This window comes from Pseudomonas sp. P7779, assembly GCF_013386315.1.
Lineage (GTDB): Bacteria > Pseudomonadota > Gammaproteobacteria > Pseudomonadales > Pseudomonadaceae > Aquipseudomonas.
In genome coordinates, this window is the sequence record NZ_JACARZ010000070.1 from 1 (window position 1) to 24,522 (window position 24,522).

Consider the following 24,522-nt stretch of genomic DNA (forward strand, 5'->3'; position numbering starts at 1 on the left):
GGGCTGCGCAGCAGCCCCAATAAGCTCACCGAATTTTCCTGAAAAAACGCGGTGAATTTTCAGGGCTGCTGCGCAGCCCAACGGGGGACAAGCCCCCTCGCCACAAGGTGTGGGTTGCCAGCTCTATCAACGGTGCAGGTCGAGGTCCGACGCCTCATGCCGCTCGCGCAGTTGCTCTGACGGCTCGCCCGACACACGGTTGACCCGGCGCCCACGCTGCACCGCCGGCCGCGCTTCGATGGCATTGGCCCAGCGCACGACGTGCTTGTAATCCTGCACCGAGAGAAACTCTCCCGCCTCATACAAGCGGCCTTTCACCAGGCCGCCGTACCACGGCCAGATCGCCATGTCGGCGATGGTGTACTCATCCCCGGCGATGTATTCGTGCTCGGCCAATTGCTTGTCCAGTACGTCCAGTTGGCGCTTGGTTTCCATGGCGAAGCGGTCGATGGCGTATTCGATCTTGGTCGGCGCGTAGGCATAGAAATGCCCGAAACCACCGCCCAGGTACGGCGCGCTGCCCATCTGCCAGAACAACCACGACAGGCATTCGGCACGGGCCGCCGGTTCGGTGGGCAGGAACGCGCCGAACTTCTCGGCCAGGTACTGCAGGATCGCACCCGACTCGAACACCCGAATCGGCTTGGGCCCGCTGCGGTCCAGCAGCGCGGGAATCTTCGAGTTCGGGTTCACGCCGACGAAGCCGCTGCCGAACTGGTCGCCGTCACCGATCCTGATCAACCACGCATCGTATTCCGCACCCTTGTGACCCAGGGCCAGCAGCTCTTCCAGCAGGATCGTGACCTTCTGGCCATTGGGCGTTGCCAACGAATACAGCTGCAACGGATGACGGCCTACCGGCAATTCCTTGTCGTGGGTCGCACCGGCAATGGGCCGGTTGATGCTGGCGAAGGTGCCGCCGTTTTGGGTCTTCCAGGTCCAGACTTTTGGCGGTACGTAATCAGTCATGCCACTACTCCTTGGATTCAATGTTCACAACAACTAACGGCAGGAGCGAGCTTGCTCGCGAAAAACTCGAGGGCGCCGTGTTCTTTCAGGATGCCCGCGGTGTGGTCGACGACCTTCGCGAGCACGCTCGCTCCTACAGGTTCTTTTGGGCCAGTTGGGCCATATTCCAGCCGCCACCCAATGCCTTGATCAGCCCTACGTTGGCGCTTAACTGTTGAGTCTGCAGATCCAGCACCGTGCGCTGTGCCTGCAACGACGCTACCTGCGCCGTCACCACGTCCAGGTACGCCGCGCCACCCTGGCGATAGCGTGCCAGGGACAAGTCCTCGGCGTACTGCGCGGCTGCCGCGGCATCGCGCTGGTCAACTAGGGCGGTGTCGAGCCCGGAGATGATCGACAGGTTGTTCTCCACCTGCTCGAACGCGGTCAACACTACACCACGATACTTGGCTGCGGCTTCATCGGTTGCCGCCTTGGCACTGTCCACCCCGGCCTGGCGCGCGCCGCCGTCAAAAATCGTCCCCACCAGCGACGGGCCAATCGCCCAGAAAATGTTGGGCGCGCTCAACAAGTGCGCGAACTCATCACTCTGGAAACCACCCTGGGCACTCAGGGTAAGGGCCGGGAACCAGGCGGCTTTCGCCACCCCTATGCGTGCATTGGCCGAGGCAATCCGGCGCTCGGCAGCGGCGATGTCCGGCCGACGCTGCAACAGCGTAGACGGTACACCGGTGGGCACGCCGGGCAAGGCGATATCCGCGACGCTGGGGGCAATCGTGTAGGTCGATGCGGACTCACCCAGCATCGCCGCTATCGAGTGTTCAAGCACTGCACGCTGCACCAAATTCTGGCTCAGCTGCGACTTGACCGTCGACAGTTGGGTACGCGCCCGCGCCACGTCCAGCCCAGAGACGATACCGCCGCCGTGCAAGCCTTCGGTCAGGCTCAAAGCCTTGGCATAGGCATCGCTGGTTTCCTGCAGCAACTGGTCTTGCCGGTCGATACCACGCAGGCGGATGTAGCTGTCGGCCAATTGCGCCTGCAAGCTCAGACGCACTGAGGCCAGGTCGGCCTTGGCGGCCTGGGCGTCGCTGGTGCCGGCGGCAACGGTGTCGCGCACACGGCCCCAGAGGTCGACTTCATAGTCCAGCTCTACCCCCACTGTCCCGGAATCGTAAACATTCGGCGGGCTGGCCGAGCGCAGTGGGCGGGTGTCCGACTGGCGAATGCGCTGGGCATTGCTGGAACCGATCAGCTTTGGAAACAGCCCGGATTGCGCCTGGGCCAAAAACGCCTGGGCCTGGGAATAGTGAGCCAGTGCCGCGCTCAAGTCCGGGTTGCTTTGCAGCAACTGCTGCTCCATCGCATCCAGTTGCGGGTCCTTGTAGATGTGCCACCAACCGTCGCGACTTGCTTGGTCGTTCGGCGTGCCGACGGTCCACGGTCCCTGGGTATGGAACTGCGCGGCAATGGGCACCTCCGGCACCTCCAGCGGCGGCGCAAGATGGCAGGCGCCCAGGCCCAGGGTCGCGACCAATACCAGGCAAGTGCGCTTAGCCATGGGGTTTGGCCTCCACGGGATTGGCGGCCAGTTGCACCGAATCGTCGTCGGCCAGGCCGTCGGGCGGGGTGTCGATCACGCGGTCGGTGGCGACCAGGCCGCTGCCGATTTCCACGCTGTCACCGAAGTCCCGGGCGATGGTCACGGTCTTGAAGTGCACATGATTATTCGCGTCGAGGGTGGCCACGCGCATGCCCTTGTCATCGAACACCAGGGCGCTGGCAGGCAGGCGCAGCACGTCGGTCTGCACCGGCAAGGTGAACTGCACGCTGGTGTAGCCGCCCGGCAGCAGGCGGCTGCCGGGGTTGTCCACCAACAGTTGCACCAGGGTGCTGCCGGACGCGGCGTTCACCGCATCGGCAGTGGCGATCACCTTGGCGTTGAAGGTTTCACCGCGATACTCCGGCACGCTCAGACGCGCCACGGTGCCCACCTGGATCTGCGGCGCCGACGACTGCGGCACCTGCACATACACCCGCAGGCGGCTGACGTCAGAGACCGCGAACAGCTCTTTGCCAGTGGCACCACCGGCACTGATCAACGCCCCCACATCGGTGGAGCGTGCAGTGACCACGCCGGCGAACGGCGCAGTCAAGCGCTGGAAGCCCTTGGTGGCAACCAACTGGTCGACGTTGGCCCTGGCCGCGACCACTTTGGCCTGCTTGGCAGTCAGGTCGCCGGTGCGCTCATCCACGTCCTGGCGCGACACCGAGTCCGACGAAAGCATTGCCTGCCAGCGCTTGGCGGTGGTCTGTGCCAGCGACTCGTCGGCCTGGGCCGAAGCCAGCACGGCCTTGGCTTGCAGCAGTTGCTGATCGAGCTCCGGCGTGTCGATTTCGGCCAGCAGTTGCCCGGCCTTCACGTGGTCGCCGATGTCGACGTTCCAGGTCTTGAGGTAGCCATTGACCCGGGCAAAGATCGACGCCCGGGAGTACGCCTCAAGACGCCCCGGCAGGTTCAGGATCGGCCCTTGGGGCTGCACGCTTGGGGTGATCAGGATCACGCTAGGCAACGCCTGGGCATCGGTCCAGGTTTTCAGGTCATGGGATTCGCTGGCGCGCACGCCAATGCCGAATACCACCACGGCAACCAGGACCACCAGCCCCAGCACCAGCCAGAGCAGACCACGGGATTTACGGCGGGGCGAACCCGGATTGGAAACGGAAGCAGACATGTCAAACCCCTTGAGTGGCGGTGGTCGCAAGCGTGGCGTGCTGACGCCGCCCGTGCACAAGACTGAAAATCAGCGGAACCAGGAACAACGTGGCAATGGTGGCGAAGGCCAGCCCGCCGATGACCGCACGGCCCAGCGGGGCGTTCTGTTCGCCGCCCTCCCCCAGGCTCAGCGCCATCGGCGCCATGCCGATGATCATCGAAATCGCGGTCATCAATACCGGGCGCAGACGGGTAAAGCCGGCTTCAAGCGCCGCCTGCACCGCATCCCCGTGCACGGCCAGGCGTTCGCGGCAGAAGCTCACCACGAGGATGGCGTTGGCGGTGGCCACGCCCATGCACATGATCGCCCCGGTCAGCGCCGGTACCGACAGCGGCGTGTGGGTGATGAACAGCATCCACACGATGCCCGCGAGCGCCGCCGGCAAGGCGGTGATGATCACGAACGGGTCAGCCCAGGACTGGAAGTTGACCACGATCAGCAGGTAGATCAGCACCACCGCGCCAAGCAGGCCAAACAGCAAGCCACTGAAGGCCGCGTTCATGGTTTGCACCTGACCCTGCAACAGCACCTTGGAGCCGGTGGGCACTTCGCTGGCGTGGGCGGCGATGATCTTCTGGATGTCGGCGGCAACGGCACCGAGGTCGCGGCCCTGAATTGCGGTCAACACCTCGACCACCGGCTGGATGTCCGACTGGGTCACCACCGAGTTCGCGTGGCTGCGTTCGATGGACGCCAGGCCGCCGAGGGTCTGGTCTTGCGCCGAACCGGGGCTGCCGCTCAACGGCAGGTTATGCAGGGCGGCCAGGGTGTCGAGGCCGTACTGCGGGGTTTGCATCACAATCGGATAAGACACGCCGTTGGCCGGGTTGAGCCAGAACGTCGGCGCCACCTGGCTGGAACCCGCCAGGTTGACCACCAGGCTGTTGGTCACATCGCGCTCGTTCAGGCCCACCAGTTGGGCCTGGGTACGGTCCACATCGATCTTGAACGTGGGCAGTTGCCGCGACTGCTGGATACGCGCATCCACCACACCCGGCACCCGCCGGATTTCCCGCAGCAACGTGCTGGCGTAGGTGAAGTTGGCGGGCAGGTTATTCCCGCTGACTTGCACATCCACCGGCGCCGAAGAACCGAAGTTGAGGATCTGCCCGACGATGTCCGAAGCCGGGAACGAGAACACCGCATTCGGGAATTCACGGGGCAGCCGCTCCCGCAGTTCGCGCATGTATTCGGCGGTGGGACGATGGCCCTCTTTCAGGCTGATCTGGATGTCGCTGTCCTGTGAACCCACGGTGCCGGTGTTGTTGTAGGCCACGTTGATCCCGCTGATGGCCAGGCCGATATTGTCGACGATGGCCGCCAGCTCCCGGGGCTCGATCACGTTATGAATGGTGTTCTCGATCTGCGAGACCAGCCGCGCATTGCTCTCGACCCGCGTGCCGATCGGTGCACGCACATGCAACAGGATCTGCCCGGAGTCGACGTCGGGGAAGAAGTTGCGACCCAGGAATGGCACCAGCGCAAACGACACGGCGACGAACGCCAGCATCGCGATCACCGCGATACGACGGTGGTGCAAGGCACTCTCCAATGCCCCGTGGTAAACCCCGCGAAACGCCTCGAACTGGCGCTCGAACCCGCGCTGGAATTTCACCAGCGGGTTGCTCGACGGCACCACCACCGGCGTACCGTCCGCATGATGTTCGTGAGGCTTGAGCAGGTAATTGGCGAGGGTCGGCACCAGGGTTCGCGAGAGGATGAACGAGGCGATCATCGCGAAGATCACCGCTTCGGCCATCGGCACAAACAGGAAGCGCGCCACGCCTTCCAGGAAAAACATCGGCACAAACACGATGCAGATACACAGCAGCGACACGAACGCCGGCGTGACGATCTGCGCCGCGCCGTCGAGGATCGCCGTCTCCACCGGCTTGCCCTGCTCCAGGTGCCAGTTGATGTTTTCGATGGTCACCGTAGCGTCATCCACCAGGATCCCCACCGCCAATGCCAGGCCGCCGAGGGTCATGATGTTGAGGGTTTCGCCGAGCGCCGACAGTGTCGCAATCGACGACAGGATGGCCAATGGGATCGACGTGGCGATGATCACCGTGGAGCGCCAACTACCGAGGAACAACAGGATCATCAGGCTGGTCAACGCGGCCGCTATGATCCCTTCCCGGGCGACGCCGCTGATGGCCGAGCGCACGAACAGCGACTGGTCGCCGATCAGGTCGATATTCAGGTTGGGCGGCAAGGCGCCTTTGTTGTCGGCCAGTTTGTCCTTGATCCCGGCGATCACCCCGAGGGTCGACGCCGAACCGGTCTTGAGCACCGGCAGCAGCACGGAGCGGTTGCCGTTGACGTGCACGATGTTGGTCTGCGGCGGGTTGCCGTCACGCACCGTGGCCACGTCACGAATCAACACCGTGGTGCCGTCGGCGGTCTTGATCGGCAGGTTTTCCAGGTCGTGGAAGTCCGTCGGCGAGTTGTTCAGTTGCAGGTTGAACTCGTAGCTGCCGATCTTTTGCGTGCCCACCGGGGTGATCAGGTTCTGCGTGGCCAGGGCAGTGGCCACGTCCTGCGCCGAGAGACCACGGGCCTGCATGCGTGCGGAGTCGAGGTCGATCTGCACCTGGCGGGTCTTGCCGCCGAACGGGTATGGCAGTGCGGCACCGGGCACCGTGGTCAGCATCAGGCGCACGGTGTTGAGGCCCAGGTCACCGAGTTTCTGTTCGCTGAGGCCTTTGCCGGACAACGCCAACTGCACGATCGGCACTGTCGAGGCGCTGTAGTTGAGGATCAGCGGCGGCGTGGTGCCCGGCGGCAGTTGACGCAGGATGGCCTGGGACACCGAAGTCATCTGCGCGTTGGCCGTACTGATGTTGACTCCCGGCTGGAAGAACACCTTGACGATTCCGTAGCCGTTCAGCGATTGCGCCTCGATATGGCGGATGTCGTTGACCGTGGTGGTCAGCACCCGCTCGAACGGCGAGGTGATGCGGCCGGCCATCTGGTCGGGCGGCAAGCCGGTGTACTGCCAGATCACGGCAATCACGGGGATGCGAATTTCGGGGAAGATGTCGGTCGGTGTACGCCAGGCCGCGAGCGGGCCCACAATCAGAATGAAAATAGCCAATACCAGGAAGGTATAGGGGCGCCGCAATGCGATGCGCACGAGGTTGAGCATAGATGTGATCCAGACAGGAAGTTGATGACTGAAGGAGGTACCGAACAGCGCTTCCCTCCTGCCCCGCCCGTCTGTGTTCCGGGCCAACTGCACTGACATCCGGTCAAAATAGAGGCATATGCCACGATATAGCGTTTAGTGGCATACGCAACTAATTTGTTGCAGCATGTGTCAATATTCATCTTGCCGGATTAACGTTCGGTTAACCCTTGATCTGTAGCGAGTGATCAGCCTGTGAAATGCGCACCGCCTGTCCTGAATAGCCCGAGCACCTGTTCCAACGGAGCCGTGCGGCGCGCGTCCCGTCGTATGGCGCAGATCTATGACGAGGCGTTTGCGCCGTTTGGTTTGAAGGCCACCCAGTATTCGCTGATGAACCACATCGCCAATGGCGACGCTCCGAAGATGCGCGACCTGGCGCAGTCGTTGGTGATGGATTTGTCGGCCCTGGGGCATACGCTCAAGCCGCTGGTGCGGGATGGGCTTGTGGTGTTGCGGGTGGATGAGTTGGACCGTCGCAGCCGGCGGGTGCTGTTGACCGACGCGGGGCAGCGTAAATACGAAGAGGCGCGGGTGGTGTCCAGGCAGATGGCGGTGCGGTTTGATGAGGTGTTTGGGGCTGAGGCGGCTTGCGAGTTGCGTAAGGCCATGGACTTTATTGCGTCTGATGAGTTTGCTCGGGCGTTGTTGGGTTAGGGGGCATATCCGTTATTTAGGTAATGGCTGATATTGGTTCCGCTCTTGCCGGCATTACTCCGCGGGCCGCCCAAGATCAAAATCAAGAGCGGGCACAGTCAAATGTGGGAGCGGGCTTGCTCGCGAAGGTCGTCAACGATGACGCTGGCATCCTGATTCAACGCGGCGCTCTCGGGTTTTTCGCGAGCAAGCCCGCTCCCACATAAAGCAGCTCTGCTGTTGATCTGCGGGCCCCGTTAACCACGATGGCCGCTGTAAAGATAGCCTGAACAGGTTCACAGGGTATTCCGACTAACGATACGCCAGACCGCCCCTGTGTTTTTCCCAACGTCGTGAAAGACACTTGCCTGAGACTCAGCATGAACGAAACACTCGAAGACATTCTGACCAAAGACCTGGCCGTGATTTTCTGCGGGATAAACCCGGGCCTGAAGGCCGCTGCCACCGGCCATCACTTCATGGGCAGGAGCAATCGGTTCTGGCGCACGCTGCACCTGGCCGGGTTTACGCCCCATGAAGTGCAGCCGGAGAACGACCGCACGATCCTGCAATACCAATGCGGGCTGACCACGGTGGTGGAGCGGCCTACGGCCCGGGCGGACCAGTTGTCGGCGGATGAATTCAGGGCGGCGGCGGCGGGTTTTGAACGCAAGATCGCACGTTATGCGCCACGGTATGTGGCGTTTCTGGGAAAGGCCGCCTATAGCGCGTTGAGCGGGCAGAAGCAGATTGCCTGGGGGCTTCAACCGCACACCCTGGGGTGTGCGGCGGTGTGGGTTCTGCCCAATCCCAGCGGCAGGAACCTTGGGTTTACGCTCGACCAATTGGTGCAGGCGTACCAGCAATTAAGGCTGGCAACACTCAGTCCCGATTAGAACTCAACTTCTCCCACAAAAAGCTGTAGACCAGCGCACTCATATGCGCAGCCTGTGCATTGTCTGCCGCCCCGCCGTGCCCACCTTCGATATTTTCGTAGTACGTCACGTCCTTGCCGGCCTCGATCATCTTCGCCGCCAGCTTGCGGGCGTGGGCTGGATGCACCCGGTCATCGCGGGTCGAGGTCAGGAAAAACACCGGTGGGTAGGCCTTCGCCGGATCGAACAGGTGGTATGGAGAAAATGTCTGGATGTACGCCCACTCTTCAGGTACGTCCGGGTTGCCGTATTCCCCCATCCACGACGCCCCGGCCAACAGGAGGTGATAGCGCTGCATGTCGAGCAAGGGCACCTGGGAGACGATTGCACCGAACAGTTCCGGGTATTGAGTAAGCATATTGCCGACCAACAGACCACCGTTGCTGCCACCCTCCGCGCCCAGATGTCGGGGCGAAGTAATCCCGCGGTCGATCAGGTCACGGGCCACTGCGGCAAAATCTTCGTAGGCACGCGGACGGTTCTGCTTGAGTGCGGCCTGGTGCCAGCGCGGGCCGTATTCACCGCCACCGCGAATGTTGGCAACCACGTACACCCCGCCCTTCGAGAGCCAGGCGCGGCCTGCCTTACCGGAGTAATACGGGGTCAGGGAGTATTCAAAGCCGCCGTAACCATAGAGCAAGGTCGGCGCCGTGCCGTTGCGCGGCAGGTCTTTGCCGAGCACCAGGAAATACGGCACACGAGTGCCGTCCCTGGAGACCGCAAAGTGCTGCTCGATCACGTGCTGGCTGGAATCGAAAAAGGCCGGCAGGGTTTTCAGTACCTCGGGCGGATGACCGATCTCGGCCAGCGACAAGGTGGTCGGCGTCAGGTAGTCAGTGGTCACCAGCCAGACGGCATCACTGTCGTCGCTGTCCACTGCGCTGGCACCCACCGTCCCCATGCTCGGCGCCCCGGTGAACGGGCTGTGCTGCCAGCCGTTCGCGCCGGGAGTGAGGACGCTGAGGCGGTTCTTGACGTGATCCAGTACGTTCAGCACCAGGTGATTCAACGTCCAGAAAAACCCTGCCAGCGAGGTGCTGTCCGTAGGGGTGAACAGCACCTCGAAATCCCGCTGGCCTGCCATGAAGCGATCAAACCGGATCGCCAGCAACGAGCCGGCCACAAACACTTCATCAAGCGTCCAGTCCTCCCGCAGTTCCAGCAGCAGCCAGTCTTTGTACACCGACTTTTCCGCCGAGTTCGGCGCGTCGATTTTGCTTAACTGGTTGTCGCTGCACCGCAGGTACAGCTCGTTGTTGTAGAACGCCAGCGTGCGGCTGACAAAGTCACGCTCGTAGCCGGGCGTGTCGTCGTGCATCGCCGCGATGTACATATCATCCAGCGCGCCTTCATAGACAAGACTGGCGGCACTCAACGGCGTACCGCGCTGCCACTGCTTGACGATGCGCGGGTAACCGGAACGGGTCATCGACCCTTCACCAAAATCGGTATAGACATAGACGTTGTCACGGTCGATCCAGCCCAGGCCGCCCTTGGACTCGGGCAACTGGAAGCCGTCTTCGACCCAGGTCTTGCTGGCCAGATCAAACTCGCGGGTGACATTCGCATCGGCGCCGCCACGGGACAGCGCCAGCAGGCAGCGCTGGTAGTCCGGGCGCAAGAAATCAGCACCGTGCCACACCCAGTTTTCGCCCTCGGCGGCGTTCAGTGCGTCAAGGTCCAGCAACGTTTCCCAGGCAGGTTGAGGCTTGCGGTACTCCGCCAGCGTGGTGCGACGCCACAGGCCCCGCGGGTGGGCGGCGTCCATCCAGAAGTTGTAGTAATAGGCGCCGACCTTATCGACGTAGGGGATGTTGCTGTCCGAGTCCAGTATCTCCAGCACATCGGCCTTGATCTGCTTGAAGCTGTCGGAGCGGGCGAGCCGGTCTTCGGTCCTGAGGTTCTGGGCGCGTACCCAGTCCAGTGAACGCGTGCCGTCGACGTCTTCAAGCCATTGGTAGGGATCGTTGGACGTTTCGGGAAGTTTTGACATGTTCGAATCCTGTCGAAAAGCAGAAATGGATAGCGTGCCCGACTTTGAGCCTTTTTGAGTGATAAAAAAAGCAAGAAACCGGGTGTGCCAGCCGATCTGATCGGCGATACATGGCGGACGTACCGCAGGCTGGTGCGGCAGGAGGACAGGCGATGACTGACAAAAACATGTGGATGCTGATGGGCGCAGACGCAAGCCCCTTCCCAAGCCCCGAGCCGGGAACGCTGGGCGGCCACCGAGGCGGCAAGCGCTATGGAAAGCTCGACTGTCGTGCGGCGCTGCGAGCCATTGCGCGTGGCGGCTACGTGAAAAATCGCGTGTTTTTTCTCGATGAAGCGACGGCTGTCGCCGCGGGATTTCGTCCTTGTGCGGTGTGCATGCCTGCCGAATATCGTCTGTTTCGAGGGCACGCCTGAATCGAGTGTCCGGGACAAATTCCAGGCAAAAAAAAGCCTGCATCGCTGCAGGCTTTTTTACTATCTGGCTCCACGACCTGGACTCGAACCAGGGACCCAATGATTAACAGTCATTTGCTCTACCAACTGAGCTATCGCGGAATGCGCCGTATGTTACTGATTGAAAAGGAGAAGTCAAGCATTCAGTGAGATTTTTGCTTCACCCCAGGTGCGCCGCGCTGGAAAATCACCACGCCACTTCCTGTCACGACGCTGTCATACGTCAACGCCAACATCCGCAGATACCCCGCCCCTACCCTCTTCTTGAAGGACGACACATGCACACTCGCTCAGGCCCGCCAGCGGTAAAAACCCTGCTTGCCCGTTTTATCGTTATCGGATGCAGCCTGACGGTGAGCGCGTGTGACAGTGTGACCAGGACCGCGCCTGTCGCGCCTGCTTCGTTCAAAACCCTGGACGGTGCACCGCCGCTGGTTATCGGCCATCGCGGCCTGCCAGGACTGTACCCGGAAGAAACCCGGGCCTCCTACGAGCATGCAGCCGACGCTGGTGCAGATTCGCTGGAGCTGGACCTGCACATGACCAAGGACTGTGTATTGGTGGCCCGGCACAATCCCTGGTTGAGCGACAACACCAACATCAGCGACGTCGCGAAGACCAATCCCGAAGTTGCACGCCGCAAGCGCACGGTGCCGGGTGTACTGGTTAACGTCAGGTATCCGGCCACTGCAGAAAATGGCCCGGCCCAGTACCTGAGTGATCTGACTGACCCCAACGATCCAAAATCCGTGTTGAAGTCCTTGATCGTGGATGGCGAAGACCATACCAACGACTGGTCAATCAGCGATTTCACCCTGGCCGAACTCAAGCAATGGATCGGCGGCACGACGTACGACGCCCGCGACGAGCGCCCGACCGAACTCAACGGCAAGCTGCCGATCCTGAGTTTCCAGGAAGTGATCGACATCGCGAAAGCCAAAAGCGCCGCCACGGGCCGCGTGATTACCACCTACCCGGAAAGCAAGAACCCGATCTGGAACAATGCCCAGGCCATCGCCAACGGCTGCGGCGCGCCGGGCAGTCATCCGTTCGAAGCGGCGTTTCTCAAGACCCTTGAAGACAACAACCTCAATCGCAAAGATGCGCCGGTGTTCGTGCAGAGCTTCGACCCGAACAGCCTGAAATACCTGCGCTCCATCGGCCTGCAAACCAGGGCGGTTCAACTGGTGGATGGGAACGGGGTGAACTTCAAGACCGGCGAGACCATTTTCATCACCGACAAACCCAACACCTTCGTCAGCGGCCGCCCCTACAGCTGGACCGTCGCCGGCGACCCACGCGCCTTTGGTGCGATGCTGACCCCGGCCGGGCTGGCCGAGGTCAAGACCTACGCCGACGGCATCGGGCCATGGAAGCCGCAAGCGATGTCGCTGACCGCCGCTTCAGCGCAAAACCCCGGCTTGCCCGAGGTCGATACCTTCAAGCCCACCAGCCTGATCAGCGATGCGCACAAGGCCGGCCTGTTCGTGCATATTTTCACCTTCCGCAACGAAGCCAAATACCTGGCAGGTGCCTACAAGGGCAACCCGGCGGCGGAATACATGGCCTTTTTCCGCGCCGGTGTTGACGGTGTGTTTACGGATTTCACGCCGACTGCCGTTGCGGCCCGAACTGCCTACCTTAAAGAAGTCGTGCGCTAAAAAGTCGTGCGCAAAGATGGCGGCCTTATGGGCCGCCATCCTTCAGTCAAGTTGCTCAATCACCCCTCCTGCCTTGAGCTGCCCCAACTGCTCTGCCGACAACCCGAGGCGCTCGCCCAGTACCTCATCGGTATGCTGCCCCAACATCGGCGCGGGCCTTACATACTCTACCGGCGTGCCTGACATCTTGATCGGGCTGCCGACCATCTCGAACTGCGGATTCCTGGGGTGCGGGATCTTCACCATCAACCCACGGGCAATCACCTGCGGCTCTTCCAGGGATTGCGCGATGTTGTTGATCGCCCCCACCGGTACTTTCGAGGCGTGAATACTCGCCACCCACTCGTCCGCCGTGCGCCCCAGGAAGTGCGCCGACAACAGTTCGACAATCTCCGCCCGATGTGCAACCCGATCGGCATTGCGCCGAAAGCGCGGGTCTTCCGGCAGGTGCGGCAAACCGATGCTGTGGCACAGCGCTACAAACTGGCTGTCGTTGCCGCAGGCAATAATGAAGTCGCGGTCGGCGGCGCGGAACACCTGGTACGGCACGATGTTGGCGTGGGCGTTGCCGAAACGCTGCGGCACCTTGCCCGAGGCCAGGTAGTTCATGCTCTGGTTGGCCAGGGTTGCCACTTGTACGTCCAGCAGCGCCATGTCGATGTGTTGGCCAACGCCGGTGCGTTCGCGGCTGAGCAGTGCGGCCTGGATCGCGACGGTGGAATACAGGCCGGTCATCAGGTCGGAGAACGCCACGCCGACTTTTTGCGGGCCGCCGCCGGGCAGGTCGTCGCGTTCGCCGGTGATGCTCATCAGGCCGCCGATGCCCTGGATGATGAAGTCGTAGCCGGGTTCTTCGGCGCGCGGGCCGGTCTGGCCGAAGCCGGTGATGGAGCAGTACACCAACCGTGGATTGATCTCGGCCAGGGTCGCGTAATCCAGGCCATAACGCGCCAGGGAACCGGCCTTGTAGTTTTCGATCAGTACGTCGGAGCTGGCCGCCAGGGCCCGCACCAGTTCCTGGCCTTCGCTGGTGGCCAGGTCAATGGCCACGGATAGTTTGCCGCGGTTAGTGGACTGGTAATAAGACGCCTGCCCGGACGACTCGCCGGTGTCGGTCTTCATCCACGGCGGGCCCCAGCCGCGGGTATCGTCGCCACTCTGTGGCCGTTCGATCTTGATCACTTCCGCGCCGAGGTCGGCCAACACCTGGCCACACCAGGGCCCGGCCAATACCCGGCTTAAGTCCAGCACCCGCAAACCTGTCAATGCACCCATTATTCTTGTCCTGTGATGAATCGAAATCAGCCGACTGCCGGCTCTTCATGACGCAGGGAAATCCCCAGCGCCGCACGCCGCCGCAGCCAGGGGCTGGGGCGATAACGTGGGTCGTGGGTGAGTTCGCTCATGCGTTGCAAAATCGTGAGGATGCGCCGTGGCCCGAGGGCATCGCCCCAGGCGAGCGGGCCTTGTGGATAACCCAGGCCGAGTTGTACGGCCTGGTCAATGTCGTCGACGCTGGCGATGCGTTGCTGGGCAATGTCGCAGGCCAGGTTGACCACCATCGCCAGGGTGCGCTGGGCAACGAAGCCGACGCTGTCGCTGATCACTGTCACACCTACACCGTCATTGGCGAGCAACGCGTGGGCGGCATCGCGGGTGGCGGTGGACGTCAGCGGGTTTTGCATCAGGGTGCGGTGGCGCGACAGGTCGGTCAGCAGGTCGATGCACAGGGTGCGTGCCGGGTCAGTGTGGAAGCGCTCGCTGGCCGAGGTGGCGTCGAGACCGTAGGGCGCCAGCAGGCACAACGCTTCAGGCGAAGGCTGCGCCGCGCTTTCAAGGTGTGCGCCCAACTCGATCACCAGGGCGCTGAGGCGCTCGTAGTCTTCGGCGTTTTCGGTGGCGATCCATACCGGCGGGAATTGCTTGATGGAAGGCACCGGCTGCGGCTGCGGGCCGTCCACCACCTGGCCATTTTCATAGCGGTAGAAGCCCTGCCCGCTCTTGCGCCCGAAGCGTCCGCCCACCAGCATCTGGCGCGTTAGGGGCGATGGTTTGTAGCGCGGGTCCTGATAGAACTGGTTGTAGATCGACTCCATCACCGGGTGGGAAACGTCGAGCCCGGTGAGGTCCAGCAGTTCCAGCGGCCCCATGCGAAAGCCTGCGCCTTCACGCAGGATACGGTCGATGTCGCCGCGCTCGGCAATGCCTTCATCGAGCATCTTCAAGGCTTCGGTGCCGTACGCACGGCCGGCGTGGTTGACAATAAAACCCGGAGTGTCCTTGGCGCGCACGCCGCGATGGCCGGTACGGGCGACGAAAGCCAACAGGTCATCGCCGACCTTCGGTGCGGTGGCCAGGCCGTCGATTACTTCGACGACGCGCATCAACGGTACCGGGTTGAAAAAGTGCAGCCCGGCGACCCGCTCAGGGTGTTGGCAGCCGGTGGCGATGGCCGTGACCGACAGCGACGAGGTGTTGGTGGCGAGGATGCACGCCGCGCTGACCACACCTTCCAGCTGCTGCAACAGGCCGCGCTTGGCGTCGAGGTTTTCGACAATGGCTTCCACCACCAGGTCGCAGTCGTGCAGCGCCTCAATGGTGGCGGCAACTTGCAGGTTCGCAAGCGCAGCGTCCACCGCTGCCTGGGTGATCTTGCCCTTGGCGGCCAGCTTCGAGAGCGTGGCGCCGAGGTTATCCCGAGCGGTTTGCGCCGCACCGTCGCGGGCATCGAACAAGCGCACCAACACGCCCGCCTGAGCGGCAATCTGAGCAATCCCGGCGCCCATCACGCCGGTGCCTACCAGGCCCATGATCTTGATTGAATCAGCCATTGTCATTCCCCCAGGTAGTTCGCGGTGCGTTTTTCGAAGAACGCCGCGGCGCCCTCCTTCTGGTCTGCCGAATCGAACAGCAGTTGAAAGGCCTTGCGCTCCAACACCAGCGCGCTTTCCAGCGGCAGGTCGGCGCCGGCCAGCATCACTTCCTTGATCTGTTCCACCGCCAGTGGCGGCAAGGCGGCGATCTGCGCGGCCAGTTCCAGGGCGCGGGGGATGGTCTGGTCATCGGCCACCACTTCGCTGAGCATGCCCATGGCCAGGGCTTCCGGGGCCTTGACCATGCAGCCGGTCAACGCGATGCGCATGGCCTGGAACTTACCCACGGCGCGTACCAGGCGCTGGGTGCCACCGGCGCCCGGCATCAGGCCCAGCTTGACCTCGGGCTGGGCGAAGCGCGCCGATTCCCCGGCGACGATCAGGTCGCAATGCATGGCCAGCTCACAACCGCCGCCCAGGGCAAACCCGTTCACCGCGGCGATCACCGGCTTGGGGCAGCGGCTGATGGCTTCCCACAGGTATTCAGTGTGGCGGCGATACATCTCGATCGGGCTGGCGCTGGCGAATTCCTTGATGTCGGCACCGGCCACGAAGAACTGGTCGCCGCCGGTAAGCACGATGGCGCGCACATCACGGCGCTTGGCCAGAGCACGAAAGTGCTCGGCCAGCTCTTCGCGAACCTGGGCGTTCAAGGCGTTTTTCACTTCGGGACGGTGGATGCGTACCACGGCGACGCCATTGTCCTGGACGTCGAGGTGCACTACGGGTTGGTCGAGGCTGGCCACAAATTCTCCTGCTGCAATGTTCTTGTTAGTTCGGATATCGCCAGTTTCGCTATGCGAAACAACATTCCGTATTTAGCGATAATCATAAGGACCGAGTCGCCGTGATGTAAACGTAAAAACCTGACCCTTCGATAAATCGGGCTATAACTCGTTGTTTAGACGAGTTTTATTAAACAAAAAGACAACGCCACGCAAAGTTGATTAGTTTCGCTGTGCGGAATACAATTTTGTTTTGTTGATTTTCTAAAAAAAGGGGGACTAACATGCGCCGTCGAAACCTGGACCCGAACACACCCGAAACACCTGCCGGCAACCACGCCTTCGAGCACTTGCTGATCGATCCGATGAATGCCGACGAGGAAGAAGACAAGGACCGCCAGTTCGTCACCGCCCTGGCCCGTGGCCTGGAATTGCTGCGCTGCTTCACCCCCAGCGAAAGCGTGCTGGGTAACCAGGAGCTGGCGCGCAAGACCGGGCTGCCAAAGCCAACGATTACGCGGATGACCCATACGCTGACCCGCTTGGGCTATCTCAAGCACCTGCCGCAGTCAGGCCGGTATCAGCTGGATGTGGGCGTAATGGCGTTCGGTTACGCAATGCTGTCGAACCTGTCGGTGCGGGCCGTGGCCCATCCGCTGATGGAGACGATGGCCAAGTACGCCCAGGCCGCGGTGGCGATGGCCACGCGGGACCGCCTGGACATGGTTTACCTGGACGTGGTCCAGGGTGAAGCCAACATGACCATGCGCCGCCAGGTCGGCACACGGTTGCCGTTGCACTTGAGTTCCGCAGGCCGCGCCTGCCTGGCAGCGATGCCGGAAAACGAGCGGGAATTTATCCTCGACCATATCCGCCAGCGTCATCTGGAGGATTGGCCGGGCATCAGGAAGGGTCTGGAACGTGCCTTCCGGGATTACACCGACTTCGGCTACTGCATGTCGATCGGTGAGTGGCACCGCGATGTAAACGCCATCGCCGTACCGCTGCTGCATGCACAACATGGGCTGCTGACGTTCAACTGTGGCGGACCGAGTTTTCACCTTTCCCGGGAGAAACTCGAGGACGACATCGGGCCCCGTCTCAAGCACATGGTGAACAACATCGAGGCCGCCGCCCGCTAGACAGATCGGTGCAAGGCCTCGGCAGATTGACGACAACAGGCCCGCCGAACGGGCCGCTGAGGAATGCACATGATCCGAGACCCCGAAACGCTTCATCTGTTGCTGGAAACCCTGCAGCAGTTCGTCAACGAGGCGCTGATCCCCCGGGAAAACGAACTGGCCGAGACCGATGACGTCCCGGCGGATATCGTCAGCCAGTTCCGCGAGCTGGGCCTGTTTGGCCTGACCTTGCCTGAAGCCTACGGCGGCCTCGGGCTGACCATGGAAGAAGAGGTCAACGTGGCCTTTGAACTGGGCCGCACCTCGCCGGCATTCCGCTCCTACTTCGGCACCAACAACGGCATCGGCTCCATCGGCATCCTGCTGGACGGCACCGAGGCGCAGAAGCAGCACTACCTGCCAAAACTCGCCAGCGGTGAACTGCTCAGTTCGTTCTGCCTGACCGAGCCGGACTCCGGCTCCGACGCCGCCTCGCTGAAAACCACGGCGGTGCGCGACGGTGACCACTATGTCATCAACGGCACCAAGCGCTTTATCACCAACGCCCCCCACGCCGGGATCTACACGGTGATGGCCCGTACCAACCCGGACATCAAGGGCGCGGGCGGCATCAGTGCATTCATTGTCGAGCGCAACACCCCCGGCCTGTCCCTGGGCAAGCGCGACCACAAGATGGGCCAGAAAGGCGCCCACACTTGCGACGTGATATTCGACAACGTGCGCGTACCGGCCGACCAACTGATCGGTGGCGTCGAAGGCGTGGGGTTCAAGACCGCAATGAAGGTGCTCGACAAGGGCCGCCTGCACATTGCCGCCGTCAGCGTCGGGGCCGCCGAGCGCATGCTCAACGATGCCCTGAACTACGCCCTGGAACGCAAGCAGTTCGGCCAGCCGATCGCCGAGTTCCAGTTGATCCAGGCGATGCTCGCCGACAGCAAGGCCGAGATCTACGCCGCCCGCTGCATGGTGGTGGACGCTGCGCGCAAGCGTGACGAAGGCCTGAACATCGGCACCGAAGCGTCCTGCTCGAAAATGTTCGCCACGGAGATGTGCGGTCGGGTGGCCGACCGTTGTGTGCAGATTCACGGCGGTGCCGGGTATGTGAGCGAGTACGCCATCGAGCGGTTCTATCGCGATGTGCGCTTGTTCCGCCTGTATGAAGGCACTACGCAGATCCAGCAATTGGTGATCGCCCGCAACATGATTCGCGAGGCCAAGCACTGAACCCCGGGAACAACACAAAACCCATGTGGGAGCGGGCTTGCCTGCGATGCAGACAACTCGGTCTGGCAGTAACACCGCGGCGATGCCATCGCAGGCAAGCCAGCTCCTACAGTGACCGTGTTCCAACCGCATTACCGCAACACCCATAACTTGTGCCCTAACAACTACAACAAGGTATCGCTATGGAAGTCGCCGCTTCGGCGGGTGCGTTGTCGCCCGCGCAAAACAAACTGTGGATCATCGTATTCATCTTCTGCTTCCTCGGCCTGCTGATCGACGGTGCCGACTTGATGCTGCTGTCCTACAGCCTCAGCAGCCTCAAGGCCGAGTTCGGCCTGACCAGCGTCGAAGCCGGCAGCCTGGGCAGCTTCACCCTGGCCGGGATGGCCATCGGCGGGATTTACGGCGGTTGGGCCTGTGACCGTTTTGGCCGGGTGAAAACCGTGGTCTGGAGCATCGTGCTGTTCTCCGCCGGCACGGCGATCCTGGGCATGACCCACAGCTATTGGCAGTTCGCGAGCACCCGTTTCTTCGCGTCCCTGGGACTCGGCGCGCTGTATGTCGCGTGCAACACCCTGATGGCCGAATACGTGCCGACCCGCTATCGCACCACCGTGCTCGGCACCTTGCAGGCCGGTTGGTCGGTGGGCTACATCGTCGCCACCCTGCTCGCCGGCTGGATCCTGCCGAACCACGGCTGGCGCTGGTTGTTCTACGTGGCGATCATCCCGGTGATCCTCGCCGTACTGATGCAACGCCTGGTGCCGGAGCCGCAAGCCTGGATCAAGGCCCAGGCCCAACGTGCCCGGGAAAAGGCCGAAGGCATCAAGCGCGTGTCGGCGAAGAAACCCGACGGCATGTTCAAGCTGATCTTCAGCGACCCGAAAGCCAGCCGCATGTTTATCCTCTGGGCGCTGACCGCAGGCTTCCTGCAGTTCGGCTACTACGGCGTGAACAACTGGATGCCGTCATACCTGGAAGGCGAGCTGGGGATGAACTTCAAGTCGATGACCAGCTACATGGTCGGCACCTACGCGGCGATGATTTTCGGCAAGATCCTCGCCGGGCTCGCGGCAGACCGCCTGGGCCGGCGCCTGGTGTTCGCCGTCGGCGCGCTGGGCACGGCGATTTTCCTGCCGGTGATCGTGCTGTTCCAGAGCCCGGACAACATCCTGTGGATGCTGATTGTGTTCGGTTTCCTGTACGGCATCCCCTACGGCGTGAATGCGACCTACATGACCGAAAGCTTCGAAGCGAAATTTCGCGGCTCGGCAGTGGGCGGCGCCTACAACATTGGCCGAATCGGCGCGGCGGTGGCACCGGCAGCCATTGGTTTCCTGGCGTCCCATGGCTCGATTGGCGTGGGATTCCTGGTCATGGGCGGCGCGTACTTTATCTGCGGCGTGATCCCAGCGCTGTTTATCCGCGACAAGCAGTTCGACCCGCAAAAACAATAAGCCCTAATCCGGGGCCCGCGGCGACGCGGCCCCGGCTATAAGACGTGCGGCAGTTATACCCTTAGACAAACCGGGCTAGACTGTACGTCAGTCCTACGGAACTGAAGGAACAGTACGACGCTCTCACCCAGCCTGTAAGACAGTTTTGTGCTTAGAGGCTCATTCGTTTATGAAAACACCGACCCAGACCAACGCAATTGACTTCGACAGCGCCAAATTGCAACGCCTGGGCTTTGGTCAGCCTTCCCTTCTTACACGACGCCCCGCGACGGTTGAGCAACTTCGCCAGCAACTGGGCATGCAATTGCAAACCAGCCTGGAGCCGGAGCATATCCTTGCGTTGTTCTTCCGCGAGATCCAACGCCTGGTGCCGCTGGACGCCCTGCAATACCGCCACGAAGCCAGCGACCTGCGCCTGGAGTACGGTCACCGCGGCCATCATTCGGTGAGCTATGCCCTCAGCCATGAAGGCGAGCACCTTGGCGAACTGGTGTTTCGGCGCAACCAACGCTTTCTCGAAGACGAACTGGCCAACCTGGAATCGCTGCTGGCCACCTTGCTCTACCCGATGCGCAATGCCCTGCTCTACCGTGCGGCGACTCGCAGTGCCCTGCGCGACCCACTGACCGAAACCGGTAACCGCATCGCCATGGACCAGACCCTGCAACGGGAAATCGACATGGCTCGCCGGCACCTGCAACCCCTGTCCTTGCTGATGCTGGACATCGACCACTTCAAGCACATCAACGACAGCCACGGCCATGCCACGGGCGACAAGGTGCTCAAGGCGGTCGCCGCCTCGATCAAGAGCCAGCTGCGCAATGTGGACATGGTGTTCCGGTTTGGCGGGGAAGAGTTTCTGATCCTGCTGTCCAACACCGGCCGGGACGCGGCATCGATGGTCGGCGAGCGCCTGCGCCAGGCGGCACAGGCCCAGGATTATTGGGCGGATGATGAGCGGATCGAATTGACGGTGAGCCTGGGCTGCTCGACCTTGCTGGCGGGAGAGTCCGCCGAGAGCCTGTTGCGCCGGGCGGACAGTGCCTTGTATGTGGCCAAGCGTGAAGGCCGCAATCGGCTGGCAATGGCGGGGTAATTTACCCCGCCATCACCCCGTTTACGCCTCGCTGGCAACCAGGGCCGGTTGTTTGCGGGGGGCGGCCACCGACTTTTCCAGCTGCATGCAACGTTCCAGGAACAGGTACATGTAGTCGTAGCTCTTGCAGACCGCCTGGCGCAGCTCTACCTGCAGTTCCTTGGTCGGGTTCATGCCGGCCAGGGTGCAGATGATTTCCAGGGCTTCCCAGGGATGTGCGTCATCGTACTGGGCATGCATCTTCAGCCACTTCATCGCGCGCTTGCGGTCTTCCTCAGGGAAAGCCGCGGCATAGACGCCGGTGGAACACACCACGGCGGACCACTCCCCAGTGGCCCCCTCGATGGCGTAGTTGGTGGCGGCAATCGCGACAATCAGCGAGTCGGCCGAGCTGGTGTGCCAGCACCAGTGGCTCAGTGCATGCAGCTCCGGCGGCACTTCCTGTGCCTGCAATTCTTCCAGGCTGACACCATGGGCGCGGGCCCAATGCACCCAATAATCGGCGTGGTTGAGTTCCACGCGAATATTGCGCATCAGCCAGCGGCGCGCCATGTCCTCCCCAGGATGGCGGGCAAATTTGGTCTTGGTGAGGTTCTGTGCCATGTACAACGCAAACTGCTCAACCACCGGCCAGCCACCAATCAGGTAGTGGCGCATGGTCTTGGCGCTGAGCTTGTTATCGCGCATGCGCTGGTACAGTTCGTGTTCGACAACGCGACGCTTGCTCTCGCTACAGTCCTGGATCAGCTGTTGCGCCCAGGCGGGGTAACTTGAGGCTTCCATAAGCGGGCCGGTTCTGTTGAATGTGTCGATCACTGTCGGGCTCCTTTTGATTTGTGATATGTACAGACCAGCAAATGTTTCATCGGAACGTGCCAGGCGCCTTGAATAACAGAGGCTGCGGTCGCACAGGTCGACACTGCAAACTATCAAAGGTAAACAACTGCGGTCGCTCGATCAGGTATCCCTGAGCGTAGTCGACCCCGATCTCAAGCAAGGCTTGTTCGATCTGAGGTGTCTCGACAAATTCGGCAATTGTGCGCTTACCCATGACATGACCGATGTGATTGATCACTTCGACCATAGCGCGGTTAATCGGGTCGTCCAGCATATCCTTTACGAAACTTCCATCGATCTTCAAGAAGTCTACAGGTAAATGTTTAAGATATGCGAACGAGGACATCCCGGCGCAGAAGTCATCCAGGGAGAAATGGCACCCTAACTCTTTGAGCTCGTTGATAAAACGAATCGCACTACCCAAATTCGCTATAGCGCTGGTTTCTGTAATTTCAAAACAAATCATTTCCGGTGGAATGCCATAGGCAATGAATTGCTCACGCAGGAACCCAAGAAAGTCCTCATCGCCGATGGTAGTGCCTGACAGATTGATCGCACACATGGCCATGGGCCGGCCCGGGCGCTCACGCATGCAGCCCGCGATGATCTTGAACACGTTCTCCACCACCCAACGGTCCAGGGAGGTCATTAAGCCGTAACGCTCGGCGGCCGGGATAAAACTGTCCGGCAGGATGATCCGCCCCGCCTCGTCATGCAGGCGCAGCAGGATTTCGATATGCCCATCCCCCTGTTCGGTGTGCCCAAGGGGCGCGATTTCCTGGGCGTACAGGCAAAAACGGTTCTCTTCCAGCGCCATGTGCAGGCGTTGCACCCAGGCCATCTCGCCAAAGCGCAGGGACAATTCCGAGTCATCGGCGTGATACACCTGCACCCGGTTGCGGCCCTTTTCCTTGGCCATGTAGCACGCCATGTCGGCGGCTCGCAGGGAAGTCTCCAGGGTGGTCGGGGCGTGCGTGATGTGCACCAGGCCAATACTCACGGTGGTGACAAACGGCCTGCCCTTCCACACAAAGTGCAGGCTCTGCACGGTGTGGCGCAGGCTTTCGGCGATTTTTTCCGCCACCGGCGCCGGGCAGTTCTCCAGCAGGATGCCGAACTCGTCGCCCCCCAGCCGGGCCAGGGTGTCACCTTCACGCAGGTCGGACTGCAAGAGCGCGCAGATATGCCGCAACAGTTCATCCCCCGCGGCATGCCCACAGGTGTCGTTGACCAGCTTGAACTGGTCCAGGTCGAGGAACATCAAGGCATGGCGCCCGGTTTGCTGGCGCCCGACGTTGTGCAGCACCTGCTCCAGGCGGAACTCGAACTCGCGGCGGTTGGCCAGGCCGGTCAAGGCGTCGTGGGTGGCCTGCCAGGACAGGTTGGCGATGTACTGGCGTTCCTGTGTCATGTCGTGCAACACCAGCACCGCGCCGACGACTTTGCCGGCACTGCGGATCGGCGCGCCCACCAGGGTGACGGACACGGTGGTGCCATCCAGGCGCTGGATCAGCTTGGAGTGCTCGCTGCCCCCACCGAGCTGGCCGCCCAATATGTGTTCGATCAGGGTAAAGCCGTCGGCCTGGGCATTTTCGTCCAGCAGGTTGAACAGCGCCGCCAGCGGCAGCCCCTGGGCCTGGGCGGCTTTCCAATGGGTCAGGGCTTCGGCAGCCGGGTTCATATACGCAATGGCGCCGTCGACATCGGTGGTGATCACTCCGTCGCCAATCGACTCCAGGGTGATCTGCGCCCGCTCCTTCTCCAACTGGAGCGCGTCGGCAAACGCATGTCGCTGGGCCAGCAGCTTGTGGGTGCGCAACAGCGCCAGCACGATCAAGCCGAGTGCCGTGGCCAGGTTGGTCACCAGCAGCAGGCGCAGGATCATCCGCGAGCCTTCACCCAGGGCATCGCTGAAGGCTTTCGCGGCCGGCGTCACCCCGTCGTTGATCGCGAAGATCCGCTGCTTCCAGCGGTGTACGTCGCTGCCGCTGACCTGATTGGCCATGATCGCTCGGTGCATCTCCTGGGCCAGGTCGTCCAGTTGCACCAGGTAGCCATCGCCCACCGTCCACAGTTCAATGGCTTTTTCCAGGTAACTGAAATGGCGGAAGTTGAGGTACAGCCAGATCAGGCTGGAAACGTCGTCAGGGTGGTTACCGCCCTTGAGGATGCCCTGGCGCGCGGCAGGCAGGTCCGGCGTCGGGCGGTCCAGGGCCAGCCGCAGCTCATGCCCGCCCTGGGGTACGGCAATCGCGTTCTGGTATTTGAGGTAGGTGGCTTCGTCGCGGCTGTCGGCGTAGAGCGTCAGGTAAAATATCGCGTCTTTCTGGCCCTTGGACCACAGGCTTTCGCCCGCCACATAACCGCGCACCGCCGAGAGTACGTAGAGACTGACGCAGCCTAACAATGCCTGGAACAGCACGACGGCGATAAAAGGCCACACAATGCCCAATAACCGAGGGGTTCCGAGAGTCTGCTTTTGCTTCATGAGGTCCCTTGCACATGCACAACTAAAATACGCACGCGAGTGAAAACCGCTCCTGATAGCTCAGCGT

18 protein-coding genes and 1 tRNA gene are annotated in these 24,522 nt (G+C 61.9%); 8 read left to right on the forward strand and 11 right to left on the reverse strand.

From position 1 onward, the window contains the following. Positions 1-126 precede the first annotated feature (126 nt). The 4 genes from yghU to HX869_RS20180 form a co-directional block, all read right to left on the reverse strand. Positions 127-969, reverse strand: coding sequence for a glutathione-dependent disulfide-bond oxidoreductase (gene yghU / locus HX869_RS20165; protein WP_008433268.1), 843 nt, complete (start codon positions 967-969; stop codon positions 127-129). Between the two features lie 133 nt (positions 970-1,102). Next, a complete protein-coding gene (locus tag HX869_RS20170) occupies positions 1,103-2,530 on the reverse strand; it encodes an efflux transporter outer membrane subunit (protein ID WP_178903564.1) in 1,428 nt (475 codons plus the stop codon). Next, positions 2,523-3,704 carry an efflux RND transporter periplasmic adaptor subunit gene (locus HX869_RS20175; RefSeq protein ID WP_177020675.1) on the reverse strand — a complete coding sequence of 394 codons (1,182 nt, stop codon included), beginning with the start codon at positions 3,702-3,704 and terminating at the stop codon, positions 2,523-2,525. Before HX869_RS20175 ends, HX869_RS20170 begins: the two co-directional genes overlap by 8 nt. Position 3,705: 1 nt before the next feature. Further along, positions 3,706-6,894 carry an efflux RND transporter permease subunit gene (locus tag HX869_RS20180; RefSeq protein WP_003207890.1) on the reverse strand — a complete coding sequence of 1,063 codons (3,189 nt, stop codon included), beginning with the start codon at positions 6,892-6,894 and terminating at the stop codon, positions 3,706-3,708. A 309-nt stretch (positions 6,895-7,203) separates the two neighbouring features. Here HX869_RS20180 and HX869_RS20185 point away from each other — a divergent pair, with 309 nt between their 5' ends. Together HX869_RS20185 and mug are read left to right on the forward strand one after the other, a co-directional pair. Then, positions 7,204-7,590 carry a MarR family winged helix-turn-helix transcriptional regulator gene (locus HX869_RS20185; RefSeq protein ID WP_003207888.1) on the forward strand — a complete coding sequence of 129 codons (387 nt, stop codon included), beginning with the start codon at positions 7,204-7,206 and terminating at the stop codon, positions 7,588-7,590. Positions 7,591-7,949: 359 nt separating this feature from the next. Further along, positions 7,950-8,465, forward strand: coding sequence for a G/U mismatch-specific DNA glycosylase (gene mug / locus HX869_RS20190; protein ID WP_178903565.1), 516 nt, complete (start codon positions 7,950-7,952; stop codon positions 8,463-8,465). On the opposite strand, the gene HX869_RS20195 is transcribed toward mug, so the two are convergent. Continuing rightward, positions 8,452-10,497 (reverse strand): prolyl oligopeptidase family protein, encoded by a 2,046-nt coding sequence (locus HX869_RS20195; protein ID WP_178903566.1) that lies wholly within the window; start codon positions 10,495-10,497, stop codon positions 8,452-8,454. The genes mug and HX869_RS20195 overlap by 14 nt on opposite strands. Positions 10,498-10,649: 152 nt before the next feature. Here HX869_RS20195 and HX869_RS20200 point away from each other — a divergent pair, with 152 nt between their 5' ends. After that, complete coding sequence (locus HX869_RS20200; RefSeq protein ID WP_178903567.1) at positions 10,650-10,913, forward strand: Ada metal-binding domain-containing protein; 264 nt, start codon at positions 10,650-10,652, stop codon at positions 10,911-10,913. Between the two features lie 65 nt (positions 10,914-10,978). Here the strand turns inward: HX869_RS20200 and HX869_RS20205 are convergent. Then, positions 10,979-11,054 (reverse strand) — tRNA-Asn (locus HX869_RS20205). A 176-nt stretch (positions 11,055-11,230) separates the two neighbouring features. On the opposite strand from HX869_RS20205, the gene HX869_RS20210 reads away from it, so the two are divergent. Beyond that, the gene (locus HX869_RS20210) at positions 11,231-12,613 is read left to right on the forward strand and encodes a glycerophosphodiester phosphodiesterase family protein (RefSeq protein ID WP_178903568.1); all 1,383 of its coding nucleotides are present in this window, start codon (positions 11,231-11,233) and stop codon (positions 12,611-12,613) included. Between the two features lie 42 nt (positions 12,614-12,655). On the opposite strand, the gene HX869_RS20215 is transcribed toward HX869_RS20210, so the two are convergent. From HX869_RS20215 to HX869_RS20225, 3 genes are read right to left on the reverse strand one after another with little or no spacing between them, the layout of a single operon-like run. Further along, a complete protein-coding gene (locus tag HX869_RS20215; protein ID WP_003216714.1) occupies positions 12,656-13,888 on the reverse strand; it encodes a CaiB/BaiF CoA-transferase family protein in 1,233 nt (410 codons plus the stop codon). Positions 13,889-13,914: 26 nt separating this feature from the next. Further along, positions 13,915-15,444, reverse strand: a complete 1,530-nt coding sequence (locus tag HX869_RS20220) for a 3-hydroxyacyl-CoA dehydrogenase (protein ID WP_178903569.1) — start codon at positions 15,442-15,444, stop codon at positions 13,915-13,917. Between the two features lie 2 nt (positions 15,445-15,446). Then, complete coding sequence (locus tag HX869_RS20225) at positions 15,447-16,232, reverse strand: enoyl-CoA hydratase (RefSeq protein ID WP_010175990.1); 786 nt, start codon at positions 16,230-16,232, stop codon at positions 15,447-15,449. A gap of 263 nt (positions 16,233-16,495) precedes the next feature. Between HX869_RS20225 and HX869_RS20230 the strand changes: the two genes are divergently transcribed. The 4 genes from HX869_RS20230 (at position 16,496) to HX869_RS20245 (ending at position 21,130) form a co-directional block, all read left to right on the forward strand. Next, positions 16,496-17,353: an IclR family transcriptional regulator gene (locus HX869_RS20230; RefSeq protein WP_008433245.1), complete on the forward strand. Its 858-nt coding sequence runs from the start codon at positions 16,496-16,498 to the stop codon at positions 17,351-17,353. A gap of 69 nt (positions 17,354-17,422) precedes the next feature. Then, on the forward strand, positions 17,423-18,577 hold the full coding sequence (locus HX869_RS20235) for an acyl-CoA dehydrogenase family protein (protein WP_003216725.1): 1,155 nt from the start codon (positions 17,423-17,425) through the stop codon (positions 18,575-18,577). Positions 18,578-18,759: 182 nt separating this feature from the next. Continuing rightward, complete coding sequence (locus HX869_RS20240; protein WP_177028903.1) at positions 18,760-20,034, forward strand: MFS transporter; 1,275 nt, start codon at positions 18,760-18,762, stop codon at positions 20,032-20,034. Between the two features lie 169 nt (positions 20,035-20,203). After that, positions 20,204-21,130 carry a GGDEF domain-containing protein gene (locus HX869_RS20245; protein WP_003216729.1) on the forward strand — a complete coding sequence of 309 codons (927 nt, stop codon included), beginning with the start codon at positions 20,204-20,206 and terminating at the stop codon, positions 21,128-21,130. Between the two features lie 21 nt (positions 21,131-21,151). Here HX869_RS20245 and HX869_RS20250 read toward each other — a convergent pair whose 3' ends face one another. Together HX869_RS20250 and HX869_RS20255 are read right to left on the reverse strand one after the other, a co-directional pair. After that, positions 21,152-21,913 (reverse strand): TenA family transcriptional regulator, encoded by a 762-nt coding sequence (locus HX869_RS20250; RefSeq protein WP_218166164.1) that lies wholly within the window; start codon positions 21,911-21,913, stop codon positions 21,152-21,154. A 79-nt stretch (positions 21,914-21,992) separates the two neighbouring features. Then, complete coding sequence (locus HX869_RS20255) at positions 21,993-24,455, reverse strand: EAL domain-containing protein (RefSeq protein WP_008433239.1); 2,463 nt, start codon at positions 24,453-24,455, stop codon at positions 21,993-21,995. Between the last annotated feature and the right edge of the window lie 67 nt (positions 24,456-24,522).